The 21,467-nt window shown below is 62.9% G+C and carries 19 protein-coding genes; 8 read left to right on the forward strand and 11 right to left on the reverse strand.

Annotated elements, in window-relative coordinates:
* Positions 1 to 14: 14 nt before the first annotated feature.
* The 4 genes from proB to rplU form a co-directional block, all read right to left on the reverse strand.
* Entirely contained in the window at positions 15 to 1,133 is a 1,119-nt protein-coding gene (gene proB / locus QME24_RS12510) for a glutamate 5-kinase (RefSeq protein ID WP_009686107.1), read from the reverse strand.
* Between the two features lie 85 nt (positions 1,134 to 1,218).
* Entirely contained in the window at positions 1,219 to 2,445 is a 1,227-nt protein-coding gene (gene cgtA, locus QME24_RS12515; protein WP_029884881.1) for an Obg family GTPase CgtA, read from the reverse strand.
* Between the two features lie 188 nt (positions 2,446 to 2,633).
* A complete protein-coding gene (gene rpmA / locus QME24_RS12520; RefSeq protein ID WP_003247464.1) occupies positions 2,634 to 2,891 on the reverse strand; it encodes a 50S ribosomal protein L27 in 258 nt (85 codons plus the stop codon).
* Positions 2,892 to 2,929: 38 nt separating this feature from the next.
* Entirely contained in the window at positions 2,930 to 3,244 is a 315-nt protein-coding gene (gene rplU, locus QME24_RS12525; RefSeq protein WP_003247466.1) for a 50S ribosomal protein L21, read from the reverse strand.
* A gap of 244 nt (positions 3,245 to 3,488) precedes the next feature.
* On the opposite strand from rplU, the gene QME24_RS12530 reads away from it, so the two are divergent.
* The 3 genes from QME24_RS12530 to QME24_RS12540 all read left to right on the forward strand — a co-directional run bounded on the left by QME24_RS12530 (position 3,489) and on the right by QME24_RS12540 (position 5,295).
* Positions 3,489 to 4,457, forward strand: a complete 969-nt coding sequence (locus tag QME24_RS12530; RefSeq protein WP_029884883.1) for a polyprenyl synthetase family protein — start codon at positions 3,489 to 3,491, stop codon at positions 4,455 to 4,457.
* A gap of 167 nt (positions 4,458 to 4,624) precedes the next feature.
* Complete coding sequence (locus QME24_RS12535) at positions 4,625 to 4,966, forward strand: zinc ribbon domain-containing protein YjdM (protein ID WP_009686103.1); 342 nt, start codon at positions 4,625 to 4,627, stop codon at positions 4,964 to 4,966.
* Between the two features lie 83 nt (positions 4,967 to 5,049).
* Positions 5,050 to 5,295, forward strand: coding sequence for a hypothetical protein (locus QME24_RS12540; RefSeq protein WP_054903906.1), 246 nt, complete (start codon positions 5,050 to 5,052; stop codon positions 5,293 to 5,295).
* Positions 5,296 to 5,408: 113 nt separating this feature from the next.
* Here QME24_RS12540 and QME24_RS12545 read toward each other — a convergent pair whose 3' ends face one another.
* The 4 genes from QME24_RS12545 to QME24_RS12560 all read right to left on the reverse strand — a co-directional run bounded on the left by QME24_RS12545 (position 5,409) and on the right by QME24_RS12560 (position 9,729).
* Positions 5,409 to 6,026, reverse strand: a complete 618-nt coding sequence (locus QME24_RS12545; protein ID WP_009686101.1) for an FKBP-type peptidyl-prolyl cis-trans isomerase — start codon at positions 6,024 to 6,026, stop codon at positions 5,409 to 5,411.
* A 127-nt stretch (positions 6,027 to 6,153) separates the two neighbouring features.
* Positions 6,154 to 6,642 carry a TIGR00645 family protein gene (locus QME24_RS12550; protein WP_003247486.1) on the reverse strand — a complete coding sequence of 163 codons (489 nt, stop codon included), beginning with the start codon at positions 6,640 to 6,642 and terminating at the stop codon, positions 6,154 to 6,156.
* A gap of 147 nt (positions 6,643 to 6,789) precedes the next feature.
* Complete coding sequence (locus QME24_RS12555) at positions 6,790 to 7,128, reverse strand: hypothetical protein (protein ID WP_009686099.1); 339 nt, start codon at positions 7,126 to 7,128, stop codon at positions 6,790 to 6,792.
* Between the two features lie 162 nt (positions 7,129 to 7,290).
* Entirely contained in the window at positions 7,291 to 9,729 is a 2,439-nt protein-coding gene (locus QME24_RS12560) for an ATP-binding protein (RefSeq protein WP_154211140.1), read from the reverse strand.
* Positions 9,730 to 9,989: 260 nt separating this feature from the next.
* On the opposite strand from QME24_RS12560, the gene QME24_RS12565 reads away from it, so the two are divergent.
* The 4 genes from QME24_RS12565 to QME24_RS12580 all read left to right on the forward strand — a co-directional run bounded on the left by QME24_RS12565 (position 9,990) and on the right by QME24_RS12580 (position 13,445).
* Positions 9,990 to 10,478: a DUF3015 domain-containing protein gene (locus QME24_RS12565; RefSeq protein WP_009686097.1), complete on the forward strand. Its 489-nt coding sequence runs from the start codon at positions 9,990 to 9,992 to the stop codon at positions 10,476 to 10,478.
* 69 nt (positions 10,479 to 10,547) lie between these two features.
* Entirely contained in the window at positions 10,548 to 12,401 is a 1,854-nt protein-coding gene (locus QME24_RS12570; protein WP_280091235.1) for a DUF4105 domain-containing protein, read from the forward strand.
* A gap of 121 nt (positions 12,402 to 12,522) precedes the next feature.
* Positions 12,523 to 12,879, forward strand: a complete 357-nt coding sequence (locus QME24_RS12575; RefSeq protein WP_009686095.1) for a hypothetical protein — start codon at positions 12,523 to 12,525, stop codon at positions 12,877 to 12,879.
* A gap of 68 nt (positions 12,880 to 12,947) precedes the next feature.
* Complete coding sequence (locus QME24_RS12580) at positions 12,948 to 13,445, forward strand: GreA/GreB family elongation factor (protein WP_029884886.1); 498 nt, start codon at positions 12,948 to 12,950, stop codon at positions 13,443 to 13,445.
* A 49-nt stretch (positions 13,446 to 13,494) separates the two neighbouring features.
* On the opposite strand, the gene gdhA is transcribed toward QME24_RS12580, so the two are convergent.
* From gdhA to QME24_RS12595, 3 genes are all read right to left on the reverse strand, one after another.
* Positions 13,495 to 14,835, reverse strand: coding sequence for an NADP-specific glutamate dehydrogenase (gdhA, locus tag QME24_RS12585; RefSeq protein ID WP_232892561.1), 1,341 nt, complete (start codon positions 14,833 to 14,835; stop codon positions 13,495 to 13,497).
* Positions 14,836 to 15,065: 230 nt separating this feature from the next.
* The gene (gene ettA, locus QME24_RS12590; RefSeq protein ID WP_009686092.1) at positions 15,066 to 16,733 is read right to left on the reverse strand and encodes an energy-dependent translational throttle protein EttA; all 1,668 of its coding nucleotides are present in this window, start codon (positions 16,731 to 16,733) and stop codon (positions 15,066 to 15,068) included.
* A 237-nt stretch (positions 16,734 to 16,970) separates the two neighbouring features.
* The gene (locus tag QME24_RS12595; RefSeq protein ID WP_029884888.1) at positions 16,971 to 17,369 is read right to left on the reverse strand and encodes a hypothetical protein; all 399 of its coding nucleotides are present in this window, start codon (positions 17,367 to 17,369) and stop codon (positions 16,971 to 16,973) included.
* 248 nt (positions 17,370 to 17,617) lie between these two features.
* On the opposite strand from QME24_RS12595, the gene QME24_RS12600 reads away from it, so the two are divergent.
* Positions 17,618 to 21,448: a bifunctional diguanylate cyclase/phosphodiesterase gene (locus QME24_RS12600; RefSeq protein WP_192441652.1), complete on the forward strand. Its 3,831-nt coding sequence runs from the start codon at positions 17,618 to 17,620 to the stop codon at positions 21,446 to 21,448.
* Positions 21,449 to 21,467: the final 19 nt, after the last annotated feature.

The following is a 21,467-nucleotide window of genomic DNA, read 5'->3' on the forward strand; positions in this document are numbered from 1 at the left end:
GCACAGCCAAACCCTCAGACCAGAACCAAGTTGTCGCGGTGCACCAGTTCTGGCTCCGCAATGTAGCCCAAGGTGCTCTCGATGGCATCCGAAGGCTGGCCAATGATCTTCTGCGCCTCCAGGGCGCTGTAGTTGGCCAGGCCACGGGCGACCTCTGCACCGTCCGGGCCGACGCACACCACCATCTCGCCACGGCGGAAACTGCCCTGCACGGTTTTCACGCCCACCGGCAGCAGGCTCTTGTTGGCCTGGCGCAGCGCCTGCACGGCACCGGCATCCAGCACCAGGGTGCCACGGGTTTGCAAGTGCCCAGCCAGCCACTGCTTGCGCGCCGCGAGCATGCCGCGCTCGGGTGACAGCAAGGTCCCCAGACGCTCGCCAGCCTTCAGGCGGTCGAGCACGCGCTCGATGCGGCCACCGATGATGATGGTGTGGGCACCCGAGCGGGCCGCCAGGCGCGCGGCGCGCAGCTTGGTCTGCATGCCGCCACGGCCCAGCGCGCCACCGGTGCCGCCGGCCACGGCATCCAGCGCCGGGTCGTCGGCACGGGCTTCGTAGATCAGCTGGGCCTCGGGGTTGTTGCGCGGGTCGGCGTCGAACATGCCATCACGGTCGGTAAGGATCACCAACAGGTCGGCCTCGACCAGGTTGGCCACCAGCGCCGCCAGGGTATCGTTGTCGCCGAAACGGATTTCGTCGGTGACCACGGTGTCGTTTTCGTTGATGACGGGCACCACACCCAGGTCGACCAGGGTACGCAGGGTGCTGCGGGCGTTCAGGTAACGCTTGCGGTCGGACAGGTCGTCATGGGTCAGCAGGATCTGCGCGGTGTGCTTGCCGTGCTCGCCGAAGCTCGACTCCCAGGCCTGCACCAGGCGCATCTGGCCGATCGACGCAGCGGCCTGCAGCTCGTTCATCGCGCTCGGTCGCGAGGTCCAGCCCAGCTGGCTCATGCCGGCAGCAACGGCCCCGGAGGACACCAGTACCAACTCCACGCCCGCCTCACGCAGCGCGACCATCTGCTCGACCCAAACGGCCATGGCCCCGCGGTCGAGGCCCTTGCCATCGGCGGTCAGCAGAGCACTGCCAATCTTCACGACCCAGCGCTTGGCGCCCGTCACCTTGCTTCGCATCTTCTTCCAACCTATGTCGAATCTGTAGATACCGTGGATACAAAAACGCCGCTCCAGAGAGCGGCGTTTAGTGTACTGCAACCGGTCAGTCGCGCACGTAAATGATTTCCGGGCCGTCTTCGTCGTCCTCGAAGTCATCGTCCCAACCGTCATCGTCGCCGATGTCGTGCACGCTCTTGACGCCGGTGCGACGCAGGGTGCGGGCGTCGTCCAGGGCCTGCAGCTGGGCACGGGCTTCGTCTTCGATGCGCTGGTCGAGGTCGGCCAGCTCTTCGGCGTAGGCCGGGTCGTTGGCCAGGCGGTCGGCGCGGTCTTCGAGGTAGCGCATCAGGTCGTGGCTGAGCTTTTCAGTGCCCTGCTTGGAGATGGCCGAAATCACGTAGACCGGACCGTCCCACTGCAGGCGCTCGACCACTTCCTGCACGCGTGCGTCGCGCTCGTCGTCCATGACCATGTCGGCCTTGTTCAGCACCAGCCAGCGCTCACGCTCGGCCAGCGACGGGCTGAAGCGGGTCAGCTCGTTGACGATCACTTCGGCTGCGTCGGCAGGGCTGCTCTCGTCCAGCGGCGCGATGTCCACCAGGTGCAGCAGCACGCGGGTGCGGGCCAGGTGCTTGAGGAAGCGGATACCCAGGCCGGCGCCATCGGAAGCACCTTCGATCAGGCCGGGGATGTCGGCGATGACGAAGCTCTTCCAGCGGTCGACGCTGACCACACCCAGGTTCGGCACCAGGGTGGTGAACGGGTAATCGGCCACTTTCGGCTTGGCGGCCGAAACCGAGCGAATGAAGGTGCTTTTGCCGGCGTTTGGCAGGCCCAGCAGGCCCACGTCGGCCAACACCTTCATTTCCATCTTCAGGTCACGCTGCTCACCCGGCTTGCCTGGGGTGGTCTGGCGCGGTGCCCGGTTGGTACTGGACTTGAAGCGCGTGTTCCCCAGGCCGTGCCAGCCGCCTTGGGCGACCATCAGTTTCTGCCCCGGGGTAACCAGGTCACCGATCACTTCCTGGGTGGAAGCATCGATCACGGTAGTACCGACCGGCACACGCAGGAATAGGTCTTCACCCTTCTTGCCGGTGCAGTCGGTGCTGCCGCCGTTGGCGCCGCGCTGGGCTTCGTGGTGACGGGTGTAGCGGTAGTCGACCAGGGTGTTCAGGTTTTCGTCGGCAACCATGTACACCGAGCCGCCGTCCCCGCCATCCCCGCCATTGGGGCCACCGTTCTCGATGAACTTCTCGCGACGGAAGCTCATGCAACCGTTGCCGCCGTCACCGGCCTTGACCCGAATAGATACTTCGTCAACAAACTTCATTAAAACCGCCTCTCGTCGGCAGACGAGCTGAATGACTCAAAAACATGAGGCTCTTGCAAAAATGAGCGCGGCGGCCCCGTACGACCGTAGAAACCAACGCCGGCAACCCAGACAAACAGCTTTGCAAGAGGCTCACCACAAACGAAAAAGCCCCGTCGCATGACGGGGCTTCTGGAGCGACGTCGCGATTAAGCGGCGACGATGCTCACGTAACGGCGCATGAACTCGCCTTTCTTCTCGAACTTGATCACGCCTTCGATCTTGGCGAACAAGGTGTGGTCCTTGCCCATGCCAACGCCGTAGCCAGCGTGGAATTCGGTGCCGCGCTGACGGACGATGATGTTGCCTGGCTTGATAACCTGGCCGCCATACATCTTCACGCCAAGGCGTTTCGATTCTGAGTCGCGACCGTTACGAGTACTACCACCAGCCTTCTTGTGAGCCATGGTTCAATTCTCCAAATAAATTCAGGGGATCTAGGGGATTAAGCCTGGATACCGGTGATTTTGATCTCGGTGAACCACTGGCGGTGGCCCATACGCTTCATGTGGTGCTTACGACGACGGAACTTGATGATGCGAACCTTGTCGTGGCGGCCTTGCGAAACGACTTCGGCCACTACTTTAGCGCCAGCAACAACTGGAGCACCGATGGTGACTTCTTCACCGTTGGCGACCAGCAGGACGCGATCGAAAGTCACGGATTCGCCAGTGGCGACTTCCAGTTTTTCGATCTTGAGGAATTCACCTTCAGCGACTTTGTACTGCTTGCCGCCGGTAACGATTACTGCGTAAGACATGGTATTTCTCCGATAATCCTGCTCACCCAGCGCTTTATATGATGAGTATTGGCTGGCATGGCTGCACAGGGCTGGAACGGCCCGGCGCAATTGCGTAAGGCAGGTGCTGCCCAGGAAGTTAGGGTGCGCGATTGTACGCAACCACGGTTTTGCTTGCAAGTGCCGCCCCCGGCCAGCTGGCACCGCGCCTTGACACACCGGGACCTGCGACCTAGCATGCCGCGCAACCTCACTGGAGCAGCCGATGCAACCCCAAACCTTCTACCGCGCGGTAGCTGATGATTTCAGCGCCGTCGACGAGATCATCAAGAAGCAGCTGACCTCGCGCGTGCCGCTGGTATCGAAGATCGGCGACTATATCACGTCCGCCGGCGGCAAGCGCCTGCGCCCCCTGCTGGTCCTGCTGTGTGGCAAGGCCCTGGGCCGTGAAGGCGACGACCTGCGCCTGCTGGCTGCCACCATCGAGTTCCTGCACACCGCCACCCTGCTGCACGACGATGTGGTCGACATGTCCGGCATGCGCCGCGGCCGTTCCACCGCCAATGCCCTGTGGGGTAACGCGCCGAGCGTGCTGGTGGGTGACTTCCTTTATTCGCGCTCGTTCGAAATGATGGTCGAGCTGGGCTCGATGCCGGTCATGCAGATCCTGTCCAAGGCCACCCGGGTGATCGCCGAGGGTGAGGTGCTGCAGCTGTCGCGGGTACGCGACGCCAGCACCACCGAGGAAGTCTACATGGAGGTCATCCGGGGCAAGACGGCCATGCTGTTCGAAGCCTCCACCCACAGCGCCGCGGCGCTGGCCGAAGCCACGGACGCGCAGCGCGAAGCCCTGCGAACCTTCGGCGACCACCTGGGCGTGGCCTTCCAGCTGGTCGACGACCTGCTGGACTACAAGGGCGACTCGCAGACGCTGGGCAAGAACGTTGGCGACGACCTGGCCGAAGGCAAGCCTACCCTGCCGCTGATCTACACCATGCGCGAAGGCACCGCCGAACAGGCGGCGCTGGTGCGCCAGGCCATTCAGAAGGGCGGCCTGGAAGACCTCGAGCAGATTCGCGTGGCAGTCGAGGAATCGGGTGCGCTGCAGTACACCGCAGAGCTGGCTCGTGATTACGTGAAGCGCGCCATTGCATGCCTTGAGGTGCTGCCAGCCAGCGAGTACCGCGATGCGCTGGTTGAGCTGAGCGAGTTTGCAGTCGCGCGCACGCACTGACACACCGAGCCGCTTCTTCGCGGGCTTGCCCGCTTCCACAGGTTGATACCAACACTGTGGGAGCGGGCAAGCCCGCGGTTGCTTTTGTCCGGACATAATCCCTTCTGGAAAAATACCTTTTACAATGCGGGCTTTCTACCGCCCGTCTGTTTGTTTGAGGAACCGAAGTGAGCACTCTGCCACCCTGCCCGAAATGCAATTCCGAATACACCTATGAGGATGGCACTCAGCTGATCTGCCCTGAATGCGCCCACGAGTGGTCGGCCAGCGGCGATGCCGAGGCTGCCAGCGACGAGGTGGTGAAAAAGGATTCGGTCGGCAACATCCTGCAGGATGGCGACACCGTCACCGTGATCAAGGACCTGAAGGTCAAGGGTTCATCCCTGGTGGTCAAGGTCGGCACCAAGGTCAAGAACATCCGCCTGTGCGATGGCGACCACGACATCGACTGCAAGATCGACGGCATCGGCGCCATGAAGCTGAAGTCCGAGTTCGTTCGCAAAGTCTGATTACATGAATTCCGCCAATTGGCGCTTGCTATTCTGATAATAAGAATTATTCTCATTGGAATCGATTTCCAAGGAGAGTAGCCATGACTTATCTGATCGACGCCTGGCTGGACCGCCCTCACCCCTACCTGCGCATTCTTCATCGGGAAACCGGCGAGGTGTGCGCGGTACTCGAAGCAGAAGCCCTCGACGAACTGCGTGACCAGGGCGACCTGGACATGAGCGGGTTGAATTCGAGTGAACCGGGGGTATTGAAGGAGCTGGTGCGCAATCTGTTTCTGTTCTGCTATGCGCGGGCGTTGCGCCCTACGGGAACGGATTGGAATTGAGGTTGGCAGCGCCGGCCTCATCGCTGGCAAGCCAGCTCCCACAAGTACTGCTAACGCGACACCTGTGGGAGCGGGCGAGCCCGCGAATGGGCCGCAAAGCGGCCCCGGCGATCTTACAGAACGTCGAGCAGCTCGACGTCGAACACCAGCACGCTGTGCGGCGGGATGCTGCCCACGCCTTGGGCGCCGTAAGCCAGCTCGCTCGGCACGTACAGGCGCCATTTGCTGCCTGCGTTCATCAGCTGCAGGGCTTCGGTCCAGCCAGCGATCACGCCGCCGACCGGGAATTCAGCCGGCTGGCCACGCTCGTAGGAGCTGTCGAACACAGTGCCGTCGATCAGGGTGCCGTGGTAGTGCGTGCGCACGTTGTCTTCACGGCTTGGCTTGGCGCCGTCGCCGGCAGTCAGCACTTCGAACTGCAGACCGGAAGCCAGGGTAGTGATGCCGTCACGCTTGGCGTTCTCGACCAGGAATTCCTTGCCCGCGGCAGCAGCGGCTTCGGCCTTGGCCGCCGCTTCGGCTTGCATCACTTCGCGGATGACCTTGAAGCTGGCCGACAGGTCGGCTTCGCTGACGCGGCTGTCGGCGCCGTTGAAAGCGTCGGTCAGGCCGGCCAGGATCGCTTCCAGGCTGACGCCTGGTGGTGGGTTGTCGCGCAGCTGGCCGCCCAGCTGACGGCCAATGCCGTAGCTGACGCGGGTTTCGTCGGTGGACAGGTTGAGTTCGGACATTGTCGTGCTCCACTGCAGGGCGCAGTGCAGCCGCGCCCTTGATGAAAAGGGCGAGCAGCCTAGCACACTGGGCCGCCGCGAGCAGCTACCAGGCCAAAGGCTGCGCGCGCGAACAGCCCTGTACGACTCAGTGCTTGGTCAGCTTGTCCAGGTAGCCCATGCAGAACGCCGAAACCACGAAGGTCATGTGAATGATCACGTACCACATCAGGTAGTCGGTGGAGATGTTCTGTGCGTCCATGAACACGCGCAGCAGGTGAATGGACGAAATGGCCACGATCGATGCGGCCACCTTCATCTTCAGCGACGAAGAGTCCATTTTGCCCAGCCAGTTGAGCTTTTCCTTGCTTTCGTCGATGTCCAGTTGCGAAACGAAGTTCTCGTAGCCCGAAATCATCACCATCACCAGCAGGCCGCCCACCAGCGACATGTCGATCAGCGACAGGATCACCAGGATCAGGTCGGCTTCACTGAGGGCGAAGACGTTGGGCAGGACGTGGACCACTTCCTGGAAAAATTTCAGCGCCAGGGCCAGCAGGCCGAGTGACAGGCCGAAGTAGATCGGGGCGAGCAGCCAGCGCGAGGCATACATCGCGTTTTCGAGGATACGTTCCATGAAGTTCGGGACTCATCAGGTGACTAAAAAAGCGACGGCGAGTATAGCCAGCCACCTGTTGCAGCAAAAGCCCGATCCAGGCGACCACGACCCCCTGTAGGGCGGCCTTGCGTCGCGATCGGCCCGCAAAGCGGCCCTAGCGCTCGCTCAGGTCTCCGGATGGAACTGGTAGTCCCCCAGGTTCCGGCAGCGCTCGCCGTTGATCCGGCGCAGCTGCGCCTGCAGGTGCAAACACCAGATCTGCGGGTCTTCTGCCACTTGGTACCCGTGCAGGGTCAGGCTGTCGACGATGGCGTGCAGCACCGACTCGGCCACCATTGGCCCATGGAACGGCCCCTGGGCCTTGATTGCAGAGGGTTGTTCACCGGCCATGCCGGCGGCGAACAGCAAGGTCCACATGCCGGTGTCGCCGGCCAATGGGCGGATGCTGCATTCGATGCGGGTCACCAGGCCCAGGCACTGGCGTGTGAGGCTGAGGTTGCGCATGGCCGCGTCCCCTCCAATGAGCCTTGTTCAGCCTGAAACCCTCAGGCTGTTTCCATCCTGAACGCTGTTCCTTCCTTAAGTTCCAGCATAGAAGAGGAAAACAGAAAGTTGGAAAACCGGCGCTGAACGGTAGCACATGGCCGCCAGCGCCGGTTTATTGACTCAGGCGGGCTTGGCCTGGGCGATGACTTCCTCAAGGCGCTCCTTTTCCGCCCTTTCGATCTCCTCCTCACTGATCATCTCGGCGATTTCCCGCAGGCGTTCCACCACCCGGGCGTTGACACTGCCCTCGGTGAACTGGCCCTTGTCATCCAGCACCCCGGCCTCTTCACCTACCAGCAGGCTGAGCGCCTCGTCGGCCTGGCTGACGGCGTAGACGTGGAACATACCGTTTTCCACAGCCTGCAACACACGCTCGTCCAGCATCAGGGTAGCCACGTTGGCACGCGGGATGATGACCCCCTGCTCGCCCGTCAGGCCACGCGCTTCGCACAGGCGGAAGAAGCCCTCGATTTTCTCGTTCACCCCACCCACGGCCTGCACTTCACCAAACTGGTTGATCGAGCCAGTAATGGCGAAGCACTGCTTGAGCGGTGTACGCGACAAGGCCGAGATCAGCGTGCACGCCTCGCCAAGCGAGGCGCTGTCACCGTCGACATAGCCGTAGGACTGCTCCAGGGCGATACTCGCGGAAATCGCCAACGGGAATTCCTGGGCGTAGCGGCTGCCCAGGTAACCGGTGAGGATCATCACCCCCTTGGAGTGGATCGGCTGGCCCAGGTTGACCTCTCGCTCGATGTCGACGATACCGCTGCCGCCCGGGTATACCGTGGCCGAAATACGTGCCGGCATGCCGAACGCCGAATCGCCGACTTCCAGCACCGTCAGCCCGTTGCACTTGCCAATCGCCGCACCCTCAGTGTCGATCAGGATGATGCCGGCAAGCATGTCGTCCAGTACCCGCTGCGATACCCGGCCGGTACGAGTGGCCTTGGCCTTGAGCGCCCGCTCGATATGGCCGGCGTCAGTCATTTCGTCACCGGCCAGCTGGCGGATGAAGTCGGCTTCGCTGACCAGCTGGAACAGGTCGCCGATACGGGCCGACAAGCGCGACTGGTTCTCCGCCAGGCGTGCGCTGAACGTGGCCAGGCGCGCCACCGCATCGCTGGTCAGCGGCGCCATGCCTTCTTCGTTGGTGCGGGTGCGCAACAGCTGGGCGAATTGCTCCAGGTTCTCGTCGACCATGGGCATGTCTTCGTCGAAGTCGACCAGCACGCGGAACATCTCCTGGAAGTCAGAGTCGTGGTCCTGCAGTGCGTAGTACAGCTGCCGCGAGCCGATGATCACCAGCTTGACATTGAGCGGGATCATCTGCGGCTGCAGGCTGACAGTAGCCACCCGGCCCAGCTCACCGATCGGCGATTCCATTTTCAGCTTGCGCGATTGCAGCGCACGCTTGAGCGCGTCCCACACGAACGGCTCACCCAGCATCTTCTCGGCTTCGAGGATCAGGAAGCCGCCATTGGCCCGGTGCAGCGCCCCCGGGCGCAACTGGCGATACGAGGTATACAGCGCGCCCTGGTCGGTGCTGTATTCGATGCGGCCAAACAGGTTGTCGTAGGTCGGATGCGGCTCGAACACCACCGGTGCGCCACCGTTGGCGTAGTGGCCCACGACCAGGCTTGGCGCGTATTGCTCTTCCAGCAGCTTGCGGGCAACGGCGTCGGTCTTGCTGTCATCGACCAGTTGCTCGACCACGGTGCGCAGCAGGTTCAATTGCACCGATTGCAGGTAGGCGCAGACCGCGGCGTTCTCGGCGTACTTTTCCGAAAGCGGCGCCAGCAGCGGTTGCAAGGCCAGGGTGATGGTTTCTTCGTTCAGCTGGCGCAACTGGTTGTTCGACTCGCGCTTCCACTGCGGCAGGCTGGCCAACTCCTCGTTCAGCTGCTCCTCGAGCTGGGCGATGTCTTCGTGGAACTGCTCGCGCACCTCTTCCGGCAACTGGGCGAATTCCGCTTCGTCCAGCGCCTTGCCATCGGCCATGGGGGTAAAGGCGACGTTGCTGGAGTCGCGGTACAAGGCCACGTCCTTCTCCAGCGACGCCCGCTCGATCACATCCAGGGCACGGTCATAGCGCTGGTTGAAGGCGCGGTCGATGGCGCCCTTCTTCTGCTGGTACGACGGGTGCTCGAACACCGCCGGGAAGGTGGCCAGCAGGTTGTCGATCAGCCCGCCCATGTCGGCGATGAACTCGGTGGCGGTGCCGGACGGCAGCTCCAGTGCCCGCGGCTCGCGGGTGTCGTCGAAGTGGTTGACGTATACCCAGTCGGCCGGGGTCTGCTGGCGTTTGCCTTCGGCCTTGAGGTAGCGTTTGACGAACGAGAAACGCCCGGTGCCGGGCTCGCCCATCACGTACACGTTGTAACCAGGGCGTGGCATGGCCACGCCGAACTGCAGGGCCTCGACAGCACGTTCCTGGCCCAGGACTCCGCGAAACGGCTCCAGATCGTCGGTATTGGTAAAGGCAAACTGCTCGGGTGAGAAACGCCGGGTCAGGGCTTCAGGCGCAAGACGCAGGCGCGCAGCGACAGGATCGGGCATTGGGTTTCCTTACTTCGGCGGGGCAGATACGCAGCATTCTGGCGCTGCCCGCGCGCGCCTTGCAAGGCTCCAGGGGACTTTATATCGCCGCACCTCACCGCCAGAGCAGGTATTCGAACAGCAAATTTTTCGCAATCAACAACGCAACCTTTAGATCGTGCCTAAACTCCAAGCTGCGCGGGTGGGTGAAATGCTTTCCCGACCTGGCAACCGAGTTGCCAGAAACCCTGACCCTTGGTTATGACAAAGAGAAAAAAGCTATGAAACGGATTCTTCTGGGTACTCTGTTCACCGTGGTCTCGCTCAACGCCATGGCAGAAGCGCCAGGCGGCCCGAACTGCGGCTGGGGCAACATGCTGTTCGAGGGCCAGCGCGGCACGCCGGCTCACTTCCTGGCTTCCACCACCAACGGCACCTCTGGTAACGCCACCTTCGGTATGACCTCCGGCACCAACGGCTGCTCGACCAAGGCTTCGCTGACCTACGGCGGCAAGTCCTGGTTCGCCATGAACGGCATGATGAACGAGCTTTCCGAAGACATGGCCATGGGCCAAGGTGAAGCACTGACCACCTATGCCGTGGTACTCGGCGTGGCCCCGGAAGACCGTGGCTACTTCAACTCGGTCACCCACCAGCACTTCAACCAGATCTTCAGCAGCGCCGACGTCACCGCTGAAACTGTCCACAGCAACACCCTCGCTGTACTGAAGGGCGACCCACGCCTGGCCAAATACGCTACCGAGGCCTAAGCTGCAGCTCCCGCCCCTTCGGGGGCGGGTTTCGCCTTTTTCGGCATCGTTCAGAAGTAGTTGCCCGATATGCTCAAACGCTTCGCTGCCCTCGCGCTGTGTGTCTGCGCCCCTGTTCACGCCGCCCCTGTGCTGGATCAAGGCCGCCTCCAGCAACTGGCCAATACCCCCTACTGGATTGCCTTGGGTCATTACGAAACCGCCAAGCTCGGCGGCTGGCGCAGCTATGTGGACGATGACGCGTTCTTCCTGGCCAAAGACGGTGCGCACCACCCCGACCAGGAGCTGCAAGCCACGGTGCAAGCCCTGTACGCCCCGACCAGCCTCGGCGACAAACATGCCCAGTGCGTATTCCCCGCACGCACCCGCTGGCTGCGTGAGCAGCTGAATTTGCAAGGCTTGCCACAACCGGACTGCCAGGCGTTCAACACCTGGTACAAATCGGTCGACCCGCACAGCGCCGCGCTGATTTTCCCGGCGGCCTACCTGAACAGCCCCTCGTCGATGTTCGGCCACACCCTGCTGCGCATCGACCAGTCCACTACCCGCAGCGACGACACCACGCTGCTGAGCTACGCGATCAACTTCGGCGCCTACATCGAAGGCAGCGACAACAGCATCCTGTATGCCTGGAAAGGCCTGATGGGCGGCTACCCGGGGCTGTTCGCGCTGATGCCCTACCAAGAGAAGCTCTCCGAATACCGCAGCCTGGAAAACCGCGACCTGTGGGAATACCAGCTGGACCTGACCCCACAGGAAACCGGGCGCATGGTCGAGCATGTGTGGGAACTGAAGCAGATTCAGTTCGATTACTTCTTCTTCGACGAAAACTGCTCGTACCGCCTGCTGGAACTGCTGCAGGTGGCCCGCCCAAGCCTGGACCTGACATCGCAGTTTCCGCTGACCGCTATACCCACCGACACGGTCAAGGCCGTGAAGCAGTCCGGCCTGGTCGCCAGCGAAACCTACCGCCCTTCGCGCGAACGTGAGCTGCTGGCCCGCGCCGAGCCGCTGGACCACAACGAAAAGCAACAGGTGCTGGCGGTCAGCGCCGACACCGCGCAACTGCAGAGCCCTGCGTTCAAGGCGCTGCCCCGCGAGCGCCAGGCGCTGGTGCAGGACGCCGCCTATCGCCTCGAGCGCTACCGTGCCAACGGTCAGGAACGTGACACGGGCCAAGCCAAGCGCAGCTTCGAACTGCTGCGGGCGATCAACGGCAACCCGCCCCCGCCGCTGCAGGTAGAGCGCCCCGGCCTGCCCGAAGACGGCCATGACTCACGGACCTGGCAACTGGGGGTGGGCACCCGCGAGGACCGTGCCTACGCCGAGTATGGCCTGCGCATGGCCTACCACGACCTGAACGACAACGCCTATGGCTTCCCGCTGGGCGCCCAGATCGAAATCCTGCAATTGAAGGTGCGCCAGTACGAAGGCAACGACTGGCAGGTACAACGCCTGGACTTGGCCACCATCCGCTCGCTGACCCCACGCAACGCCTTGCTCAAGCCTTGGTCATGGCAAGTGGCTGGCGGCCTGGAGCGGGTACCCGGCAAGCATGATGACGAGGTGCTGGTAAGCCATGTGAATGGTGGCGCCGGCGGCACCTGGCAACTGGCCGATGGCTTGCTCGGTTTTGCCCTGGGCACGGTGCGGGTCGAACACCACAACGACTTCGCCGAATTCATTGCCCCGGCCGCGGGGTTCAATGGCGGGCTGCTGTGGCGCAACGGGCTGGGCAACATGACCCTGGAGGCCAAAGGTGATTACTTCACCAATGGCGAAGTACGACGCAGCCTGAGCCTGAACCAGCAATGGGAAATCAGCCAGAACCTAGGGGTGAGGTTGAGTGCTTCGCGTGAGTTCAGCCACCTGGCCACTGCGCAGAATGAGGTGATGCTGGAGCTGAAGTGGTACCACTATTGAAGATTGCGGGTTGCCTGCACAGGCAACAGTGTGGCCCAACCAACGCTTTGACACTGTTTTGACACCAACCCGACCAATCGCCACCTAGACTTGCCCCTATCGACGGGAGGGTCAGGTGGTTATGTCACGGTACTGGTTCGGCGTGTGCATTGCGTTGTTGCTGTCAGGTTGTGAAACCACCCACGAGCAAATGCTCGCCAACGGCTATCCCCCTGCCTATGCCGATGGCTTTCAGGACGGTTGCAGCAGTGGCCACCAGGCCGCCGGCACCATGGCCGGCGACTTTCGCAAGGACGTACCCCGCTACCTGCACGAGCGCCAGTACGAAACCGGCTGGGACGATGGCTTTCGCCAGTGCCAGGCCATGCAGAACACTGAAGAGCAGCGCCAGTACCACGAGCGCTTCTGGGACCAGCGCGACCGCGAGTGGCAGCAGGAAAAGGACCGTGGCGCCGCCAAGGCCTATCGCCACGACTGAGGTCGTTAACGGACATTTCTTTAAACCCGCGGCCTGCCATGATGGTCTTCTGCACAAGGAGGCCTTGCATGAGCCGAGCATTCGTCAATGAGGACCAGGCCGCCGCCCAGGCCGATCAACCGGTAGAGCGGCGCGTCAGTGAGCAACCCAACTATGTGACCGCCAGCGGCCTGCGCCAGTTGCAGGAACGTGTGGCCGAGTTGAATGCCTTGCGCAGCGACCTGCAGGCGCAGGGCGAGCGTGTGGACAAGCAGCGGCTGGCCGATACCGAGCGCGACCTGCGGTACTTCAGCGCGCGGGTGCAGAGCGCCCAGGTGGTACCGCCCGCGACGTCGCACAGCAAGGTGCAGATTGGCAGCCGGGTACGCTTTGTCGACGCGCAAGACCAGGCGCATGAGGTACGGCTGGTGGGCGAGGATGAGGCGGATGCCGGGCGCGGCCTGATCAACTGGGGGTCGCCGTTGGGGCGGGCCTTGCTGGGGGCGGGGCCGGGGGATGAGGTGGTGTGGCAGCGGCCGGTTGGGGAATTGCTGATCGAAGTGACTGACGTGATCGCTGAAGGGTGAGGTGCTTTGTATCGCGACGGGCCGCAAAGCGGCCCCCTGCGATCCCGGATCAAACCACGCCCTGAGCCAACATCGCATCCGCCACTTTGACAAAGCCGGCGATGTTCGCACCTTTCACGTAATTGACCCGGCCATCCGCCTCTTCACCATAATGCACGCAAGCATGGTGGATCGATTGCATGATGTTGTGCAGCTTGCTGTCCACTTCGCCGGCAGTCCACAGCAGGCGCATGGCATTCTGCGACATCTCCAGGCCAGACACGGCCACACCGCCGGCGTTGGATGCTTTGCCCGGGGCATAGAGGATGCCGGCTTCCAGGAAGATATCCACCGCTTCCAGGGTGGTCGGCATGTTGGCGCCTTCGGCCACGCAGATACAGCCGTTGGCCAGCAAGGTACGGGCGTCTTCGGCGCCCAGTTCATTCTGCGTGGCGCACGGCAAGGCAATGTCGCATGCCAGGCTCCAAGGGGTCTGGCCCTTGCGGAACTCCAGGCCGAACTGCTCGGCTAGCTCGCTGATACGGCCCCGCTTGACGTTCTTCAGCGCCATCAGTGCTTCCCACTGGGCATCGGTCAGGCCGGCTTCGGCATACAGCGTGCCTTCGGAGTCCGACATGGAGATCACTTTGCCGCCCAGGTCCATGACCTTGCGCGCGGCATACTGGGCAACGTTGCCCGAGCCCGACACCGCCACGCGACGGCCGTCGATGCGCTTGTCCTGGCGCTTGAGCATTTCCTCGGCGAAATACACGCAACCGTAGCCGGTGGCTTCGGGGCGAATCAGGCTGCCACCGTAGGTCATCCCCTTGCCGGTCAGTACCGACGTGAACTGGTTGGCAAGCCGCTTGTACTGGCCAAACATGAAGCCGATTTCGCGGGCACCCACGCCGATGTCACCGGCCGGCACGTCGCAGTCGGCGCCGATGTGGCGGTACAGCTCGCTCATGAACGCCTGGCAGAAGCGCATCACTTCGGCGTCGCTCTTGCCTTTGGGGTCGAAGTCCGACCCGCCCTTGCCACCGCCCATGGGCAGCGAAGTCAGGGAGTTCTTGAAGACCTGCTCGAAGGCCAGGAATTTCAGCACGCTGAGGTTGACCGAGGGGTGGAAGCGCAAGCCGCCCTTGTACGGGCCGATGGCGCTGCTCATCTGGATACGGTAGCCGCGGTTGACCTGCACTTTGCCCTGGTCATCGACCCACGACACGCGGAACAGCACCGCACGCTCCGGCTCGACCATACGCTCCAGGATGCCGGACTGCAGGTAATGAGGGTTGGCCTCAAGGAAAGGCCATAGCGTGCGCAGCACTTCTTCCACTGCCTGGTGGAACTCGGGCTGGCCTGGGTCGCGCTGTTGCAGGCGCGCGAGGAAACTGTCGACAGATTCGAACATGGTAGACATCTCACCGAAGATTTTGGACTTATTGGTTTTTCGGGAATGTACCAAGAAGCAATCGCACCGGAACAGGGCGACATGTCGTTTTTCTGAATTTATTTGGTGCGTTTTATATAAGTGTATACAAAAAAAGCCGCAATCCTGGCCTTCAAACAGCCACACCCGTAAACGTCAGGCACAAAAATGGGGCCACCAAGGGCCCCATTCCTGTGCATCAAGACACTGGCTTACTGGGCCAGTTTCTTGTGCCGTACCCGGTGCGGCTGGGCAGCAGCGTCACCCAGACGCTTTTTGCGGTCGGCTTCGTACTCGGTGTAGTTACCCTCGAAGAACACCACGTTCGAGTCGTCTTCGTACGCCAGGATGTGGGTCGCCACACGGTCCAGGAACCAACGGTCGTGGGAAATCACGATCGCGGCGCCCGGGAAGTCCAGCAGGGCTTCTTCCAGCGAACGCAGGGTTTCCACGTCCAGGTCGTTGGACGGTTCGTCGAGCAGCAGGACGTTACCGCCCTCCTTCAGCGTCAACGCCAGGTGCAGGCGACCCCGCTCACCACCGGACAGGTCCTTGACGAACTTCTGCTGGTCGCCGCCTTTGAAGTTGAAACGGCCAACGTAAGTGCGCGACGGGATCTCGTAGTTGCCGATCTTGATCATGTCGGAACCGTCGGACACCTGCTGGAACACGGTCTTGCTGCCGTCCAGGTCTTCGCGGCTTTGGTCGACGCAAGCCAGTTGCACGGTTTCGCCGATTTCGATGCTGCCCGAATCCGGCTGTTCCTTGCCCATCAGCATGCGGAACAGGGTGGACTTACCAGCACCGTTACCACCGATCACGCCGACGATCGCGCCTTTTGGCATGGCGAACGACAGGTTGTCGATCAGTACGCGGTCGCCATAGCCCTTGGTGACGTTCTTGAACTCGATGACCTTGTCACCCAGGCGTGGGCCGGCCGGGATGTAGATCTCGTTGGTTTCGCTACGCTTCTGGAATTCCTGCGACTGCATTTCTTCGAAGCGCTGCAGGCGGGCCTTGGACTTGGACTGGCGGGCCTTGGCGCCTTTGCGCACCCATTCCAGTTCCTCTTTCATGGCCTTTTCATGGGCGCTTTGCTGCTTGGACTCCTGCGCCAGGCGCTCGGACTTGGCTTCCAGCCAGCCCGAGTAGTTGCCTTCGTACGGGATGCCGGCGCCACGGTCCAGTTCCAGGATCCAGCCAGCGACGTTGTCGAGGAAGTAACGGTCGTGGGTAATCGCCACCACCGTGCCCGGGAAGTCGTGCAGGAAGCGCTCCAGCCAGGCCACCGAGTCGGCGTCCAGGTGGTTGGTTGGTTCGTCGAGCAGCAGCATGTCGGGGGCCGACAGCAGCAGGCGGCAAAGGGCCACACGGCGCTTCTCACCACCGGACAGGTGCTCGATGCGGGCGTCCCAGGCCGGCAGGCGCAGGGCGTCGGCAGCGACGTCCAGCTGGCGCTCCAGGTTGTGGCCATCGGCGGCCTGCAGGATGGCTTCCAACTTGGCCTGTTCGGCGGCCAGCTTGTCGAAGTCGGCATCTGGTTCGGCGTAGGCAGCGTACACCTCGTCCAGGCGGGCCTGGGCGTCCTTGATCACGCTGACCGCTTCTTCGACCACTTCGCGGACCGTCTTGCTCGGGTCCAGTTGCGGTTCCTGGGGCAGGTAGCCCACGTTGATGTCGGGCATCGGACGGGCTTCGCCGTCGAATTCCTTGTCGACGCCCGCCATGATCCGCAGCAGGGTCGACTTACCGGCGCCGTTCAGGCCGAGCACGCCAATCTTGGCGCCTGGGAAGAATGACAGGGAAATGTTCTTGAGAATTTCCCGCTTCGGCGGCACGACCTTGCTCAGCCGATGCATGGTGTAGACGTATTGAGCCAAAACCAAGCCCTCTAATCAGGTAAGTAAAGACATCGACGATCGCCCTGGCGCGCTGACCAGGGAGATGTGTGTTTGGGTGTAATTGAACAAAGGCGACCATTCTACGCCATCGCACGGCGTTTCATAGGCGGGGCGATGGTGGGCAGGGAACGGTGTGATCTATGGGGAAATGTGTTGCCTGTGGCGGCCCTTTCATGACTTTAGCCGCGAAAGGGGCGGCACCGCTGCCGAGATGGCTCAGACGTGACGCTGCCGGGCCTTGCCACGCGGCAACCGGCAACGGTCACCCTGCTCGGCCAGGCGCGCGGCCCAGGCAGACTTCACGCTGAAGCCACTGCTGCGGGCAGGCTGCTGCTCGGCAACATTCGCGGGTTTGGCGGCCGCAGGGGCAGTGCTGACCACCTTGGCTGCAGGCTTGTGGGCCGCAGCCACTGCCGGCGCTGCCGCCTTGGCGGTCTTGCGCAGTTCAGCCAGCGACGGGGCCTTGGGCTTGGCCGAACTGGCCGCTTCAGGTTTGCTCAGCGAACGCTGGCAAGACTTGCAGGATACGTCCTCGGTCACGGCAGTGCTGACAAGGGTCTGACTGCTACGCCCACAGGCGGAATCGAGGCCATTGGAGGAAAAGTGAGTAACCAAAAGCGAACATCTCCGATGCGTTGTCATGTAAAGCGGGCGGCATTCTCGCACAGGTTGCAGGGGCTTGCCGAACCGGCGGGCAGTCGCCATCGGTCCAGATGGCTGGCACTTTGCCATAATCGTAGGCATGCTAGCCGGTTTCGGCTGTCCGGCCTTATAGTGCGCCACCACGGTGTGACTGCCGGACACCGGTACATGCCGTGCACGTTTCGTCCCTGCCATCGCCAGCCCAATCGCAGGATCAGCGCTTGATCAATCTTACTCACCCGTCGTCACTGCGTTCCGCGCCTGAAGCATCCGCCTCTACCCTGCGCGGGTCGATCAAGGGCACGTTGGCGCTGCTGGCCCTGATCCTGCTGGGCCTGCTGCTGTGGCAACTGTTCGCCCAGTTCAACCACACCCAGGCCGACCTGCGCGCGCAGAGCCTGGATGCCAGCGTGGAAATGGCCGACCACCTGAACCTGAACATGGCGTTCAAGGCCCAGCAGGCGCTGAATGTGGTACAGCCCTACATCAACCCGCCGACGCCCGCAGCCATGCCCAGCCTGGTGGATACCCTGCGCCAGCGCCTGCCCGACCTGCAAAGCCTGGCCTGGCTGGACAGCACCGGGCAGCTGCGCGCCGACAGCCTGGCCGGCAGCCCGGACCGGCAGTGGCTGGACGAGTTGCTGGCGCTGAACCAGGGGCGTGCGTACTTCTTCACCAATTCGCCCGACAACCACACGCTGTACATGCTGCTGCGCCAGGCCACCGAGCAGGAACGCGGCTACTGGCTGCTGCGCCTGTCGCCAGACTACTACCGCGAGCTCACCCTGCACCTGGACAGCGGCACCCATCCGTTATGGCTGCTGGAAAACAGCCGCACTGGCGAAGTGCTGCAGCGCCATGCCCCCACCGCTACCAGCGATGACCCGCTGCAAAGCGTGATGCTGGCCTTCATCGACAACAGCACCTGGCAACTGCGCGGCCTGTTCGACGCCAAGCTGATGCAACAGAAGCTGCTGCCGGCGCTGATCGGCAAATGCCTGCTGGTGCTGTTTTGCGCCCTGCTGCCGGTGCTGGCCCTGATCAACATGCGCCGGCGCCAGCGTGCGCTGCAGGAAGACCGCCGGCGCTACCAGGAAATTTTCGAAGGCACCGGCGTGGCCCTGTGCGTGCTCGACTTGTCGAGCCTGCCGGGCCAGCTGGACCGCTACCACCTGCGCAACCGCGCCGCACTCAAGCACAGCCTGGCCCTGGATCCAGGCCTGCGCCGGTCCCTGCTGCTGGAACTGAAGATCACCGAAGTCAACCAGGTGGCCCGCCAGTTACTGAACATCGACTGCCATGAAGGCGCCTGGCAGCGGTTGATCGACGGCACCGGCGATGGCCGCGACAGCATCGGCATGCAACTGATCGACGCGCTGATCGAACAGCGCCAGGTGCTGGAGCTGGAAGTACGCCTGCCGTCACCGCTGGGTGGCGAGTTGCACCTGTGGTTGATGGCGCGCCTGCCGCAACAACGGCGTGACTACCAGGCGGTGATCCTGAGCATCAGCGACATCACCAGCCGCAAGCAGGTCGAACTGTCGCTGCTGGAGCGCGAAAGCTTCTGGTCCGACGTGGTGCGCACCGTACCCGACCAGCTGTATGTGCAGGATGTGCTCAGCCAGCGGATGATCTTCAGCAACCGCCACCTCGGCCAGACACTGGGCTACGACCGTACCGAGCTGGCACACATGGGCGAGCGCTTCTGGGAACTGCTGCTGCACCCCGAAGACGCCGCGCACTACCAGGCCTTGCGCCAGCAACAGCGGAACAATGGCCACGACCAGCAATTGCACTGTCAGTTGCGCTTCCGCCACCGGGACGGCAGTTGGCGCTGCTACGACATCCGTGAGCAGGTACTGACCCGCAACGCCGAAGGTCTGGTAACGCGCATCATCGGCGTTGGCAAGGATGTCACCGTACAGATCGAGGCCAGCCAGTCGCTGCGTGACAGCGAGCAGCGCTACCGCATGCTGGCCGAAAGCATCAGCGACGTGATCTTCTCCACCGACAGCCTGCTCCAGCTCAACTACGTCAGCCCGTCGGTGCAGAGCGTGCTGGGTTACCAGGCCGAGTGGATCTTCACCAACGGCTGGCAGTCGATCATCGCCAACCCGGCCCAGCTCACCGGCATCTACAGCCTGATGGAACGGGTCAGCAAGGCCATGGGCGACGCCGAGCAGCTGGCCCAGCTGCGCAGCCAGCTGCCGACCCAGCTGTTCCTGTTCGACTGCCTGCGCGCCGATGGCCGCAAGATCCCGATCGAACTGCGCCTGGTGCTGGTGTGGGACGACGACCAGCGCTTCGAAGGTGTGCTGGGGGTCGGCCGCGACATCAGCCAGCAGCGCCGCGCAGAAAAAGACCTGCGCATGGCCGCGACGGTATTCGAGCACTCGACCTCGGCGATTCTCATCACCGACCCGGCCGGCTATATCGTCCAGGCCAACGAAGCGTTCAGCCGGGTCAGCGGCTACGCCGTCAGCGACGTGCTCGACCAGTTGCCCAGCATGCTCACGGTCGACGAACAGCAGGAAAGCCACCTGCGCTACGTGGTCAAGCAACTGCACCAGCGCGGCAGCTGGGAGGGCGAGGTGTGGCTCAAGCGCCGTGACGGCGACCACTACCCGGCCTGGGTCGGCATCACCGCAGTGCTGGACGATGAGGGCGACCTGGCCAGCTACGTGTGTTTCTTTACCGACATCAGCGAGCGCAAGGCCAGCGAGCAACGCATTCACCGCCTGGCCTACTACGACGCCCTCACCCACCTGCCCAACCGCACGCTGTTCCAGGACCGTTTGTACAACGCCCTGCAACAGGCCGAGCGGCAAAAGGCCTGGGTGGTGCTGATGTTCCTCGACCTCGACCGCTTCAAGCCGATCAACGACTCGCTTGGCCATGCCGCCGGCGACCGCATGCTCAAGGACATGGCCTTGCGCCTGCTGGCCTGCGTGGACGACGACGACACCGTGGCGCGCATGGGCGGCGACGAATTCACCTTGCTGCTGCAACCGCGCGCGACCCGGGAAATGGCCTTGAACCGCGCCATCCATGTGGCCGAGAACATCCTTGCCAGCCTGGTGCGGCCGTTCGTGCTGGAAAACCGCGAGTTCTTCGTCACCGCCAGTATCGGCATCGCCCTCAGCCCGCAGGATGGCAGCGAGCTGAGCCAGCTGATGAAAAACGCCGACACCGCCATGTACCACGCCAAGGAACGCGGCAAGAACAACTTCCAGTTCTACCAAGCCGAGATGAACGCCAGCGCCCTGGAGCGCCTGGAGCTGGAAAGCGACTTGCGCCACGCCATGGAGCAGAACGAGTTCATCCTGTACTACCAGCCGCAGTTCAGTGGCGATGGCAAACGCCTGACCGGTGCCGAGGCGCTGCTGCGCTGGCGGCACCCGACCCGCGGCCTGGTGCCGCCCGGCGACTTCATCCCGGTGATCGAGGAACTGGGCCTGGTGGTGGATGTGGGCGACTGGGTGCTGCGCGAGGCCAGCCGCCAGCTCAAGGCCTGGCACAAGGCCAAGGTGCGGGTGCCGAAGGTCTCGGTGAACATCTCGGCGCGGCAGTTCTCCGATGGCCAGCTGGGCACCCGGATTGCCACCATCCTCGAGGAATGCGGGCTACCGCCGGCGTGCCTGGAGCTGGAACTGACCGAGAGTATCCTGATGCGTGAGGTGAACGAGGCGCTGCAGATACTGGCCAGCCTGAAGAACCTTGGCCTGAGCATTGCGGTGGATGACTTCGGCACCGGCTACTCGTCGCTGAACTACCTCAAGCAGTTCCCTATCGACGTGCTGAAGATCGACCGAACCTTCGTCGACGGCCTGCCCGAAGGCGAGCAGGACGCGCAGATTGCCCGGGCGATCATCGCCATGGCCCACAGCCTGAACCTGGCGGTCATCGCCGAGGGCGTGGAAACCCACGAGCAACTGGAGTTCCTGCGCGAGCACGGGTGCGACGAAGTGCAGGGCTACCTGTTCGGGCGCCCGATGCCGGCGCATCAGTTCGAGGCACAGTTCGCCAACGAGACGTTGTTCATGTTCCATTGACGCTGCCTGCACTGGCCTC

It is taken from the genome of Pseudomonas sp. PARCl1, assembly GCF_947311875.1.
In the GTDB taxonomy this organism is placed as follows: Bacteria; Pseudomonadota; Gammaproteobacteria; order Pseudomonadales; family Pseudomonadaceae; genus Aquipseudomonas; species Aquipseudomonas juntendi.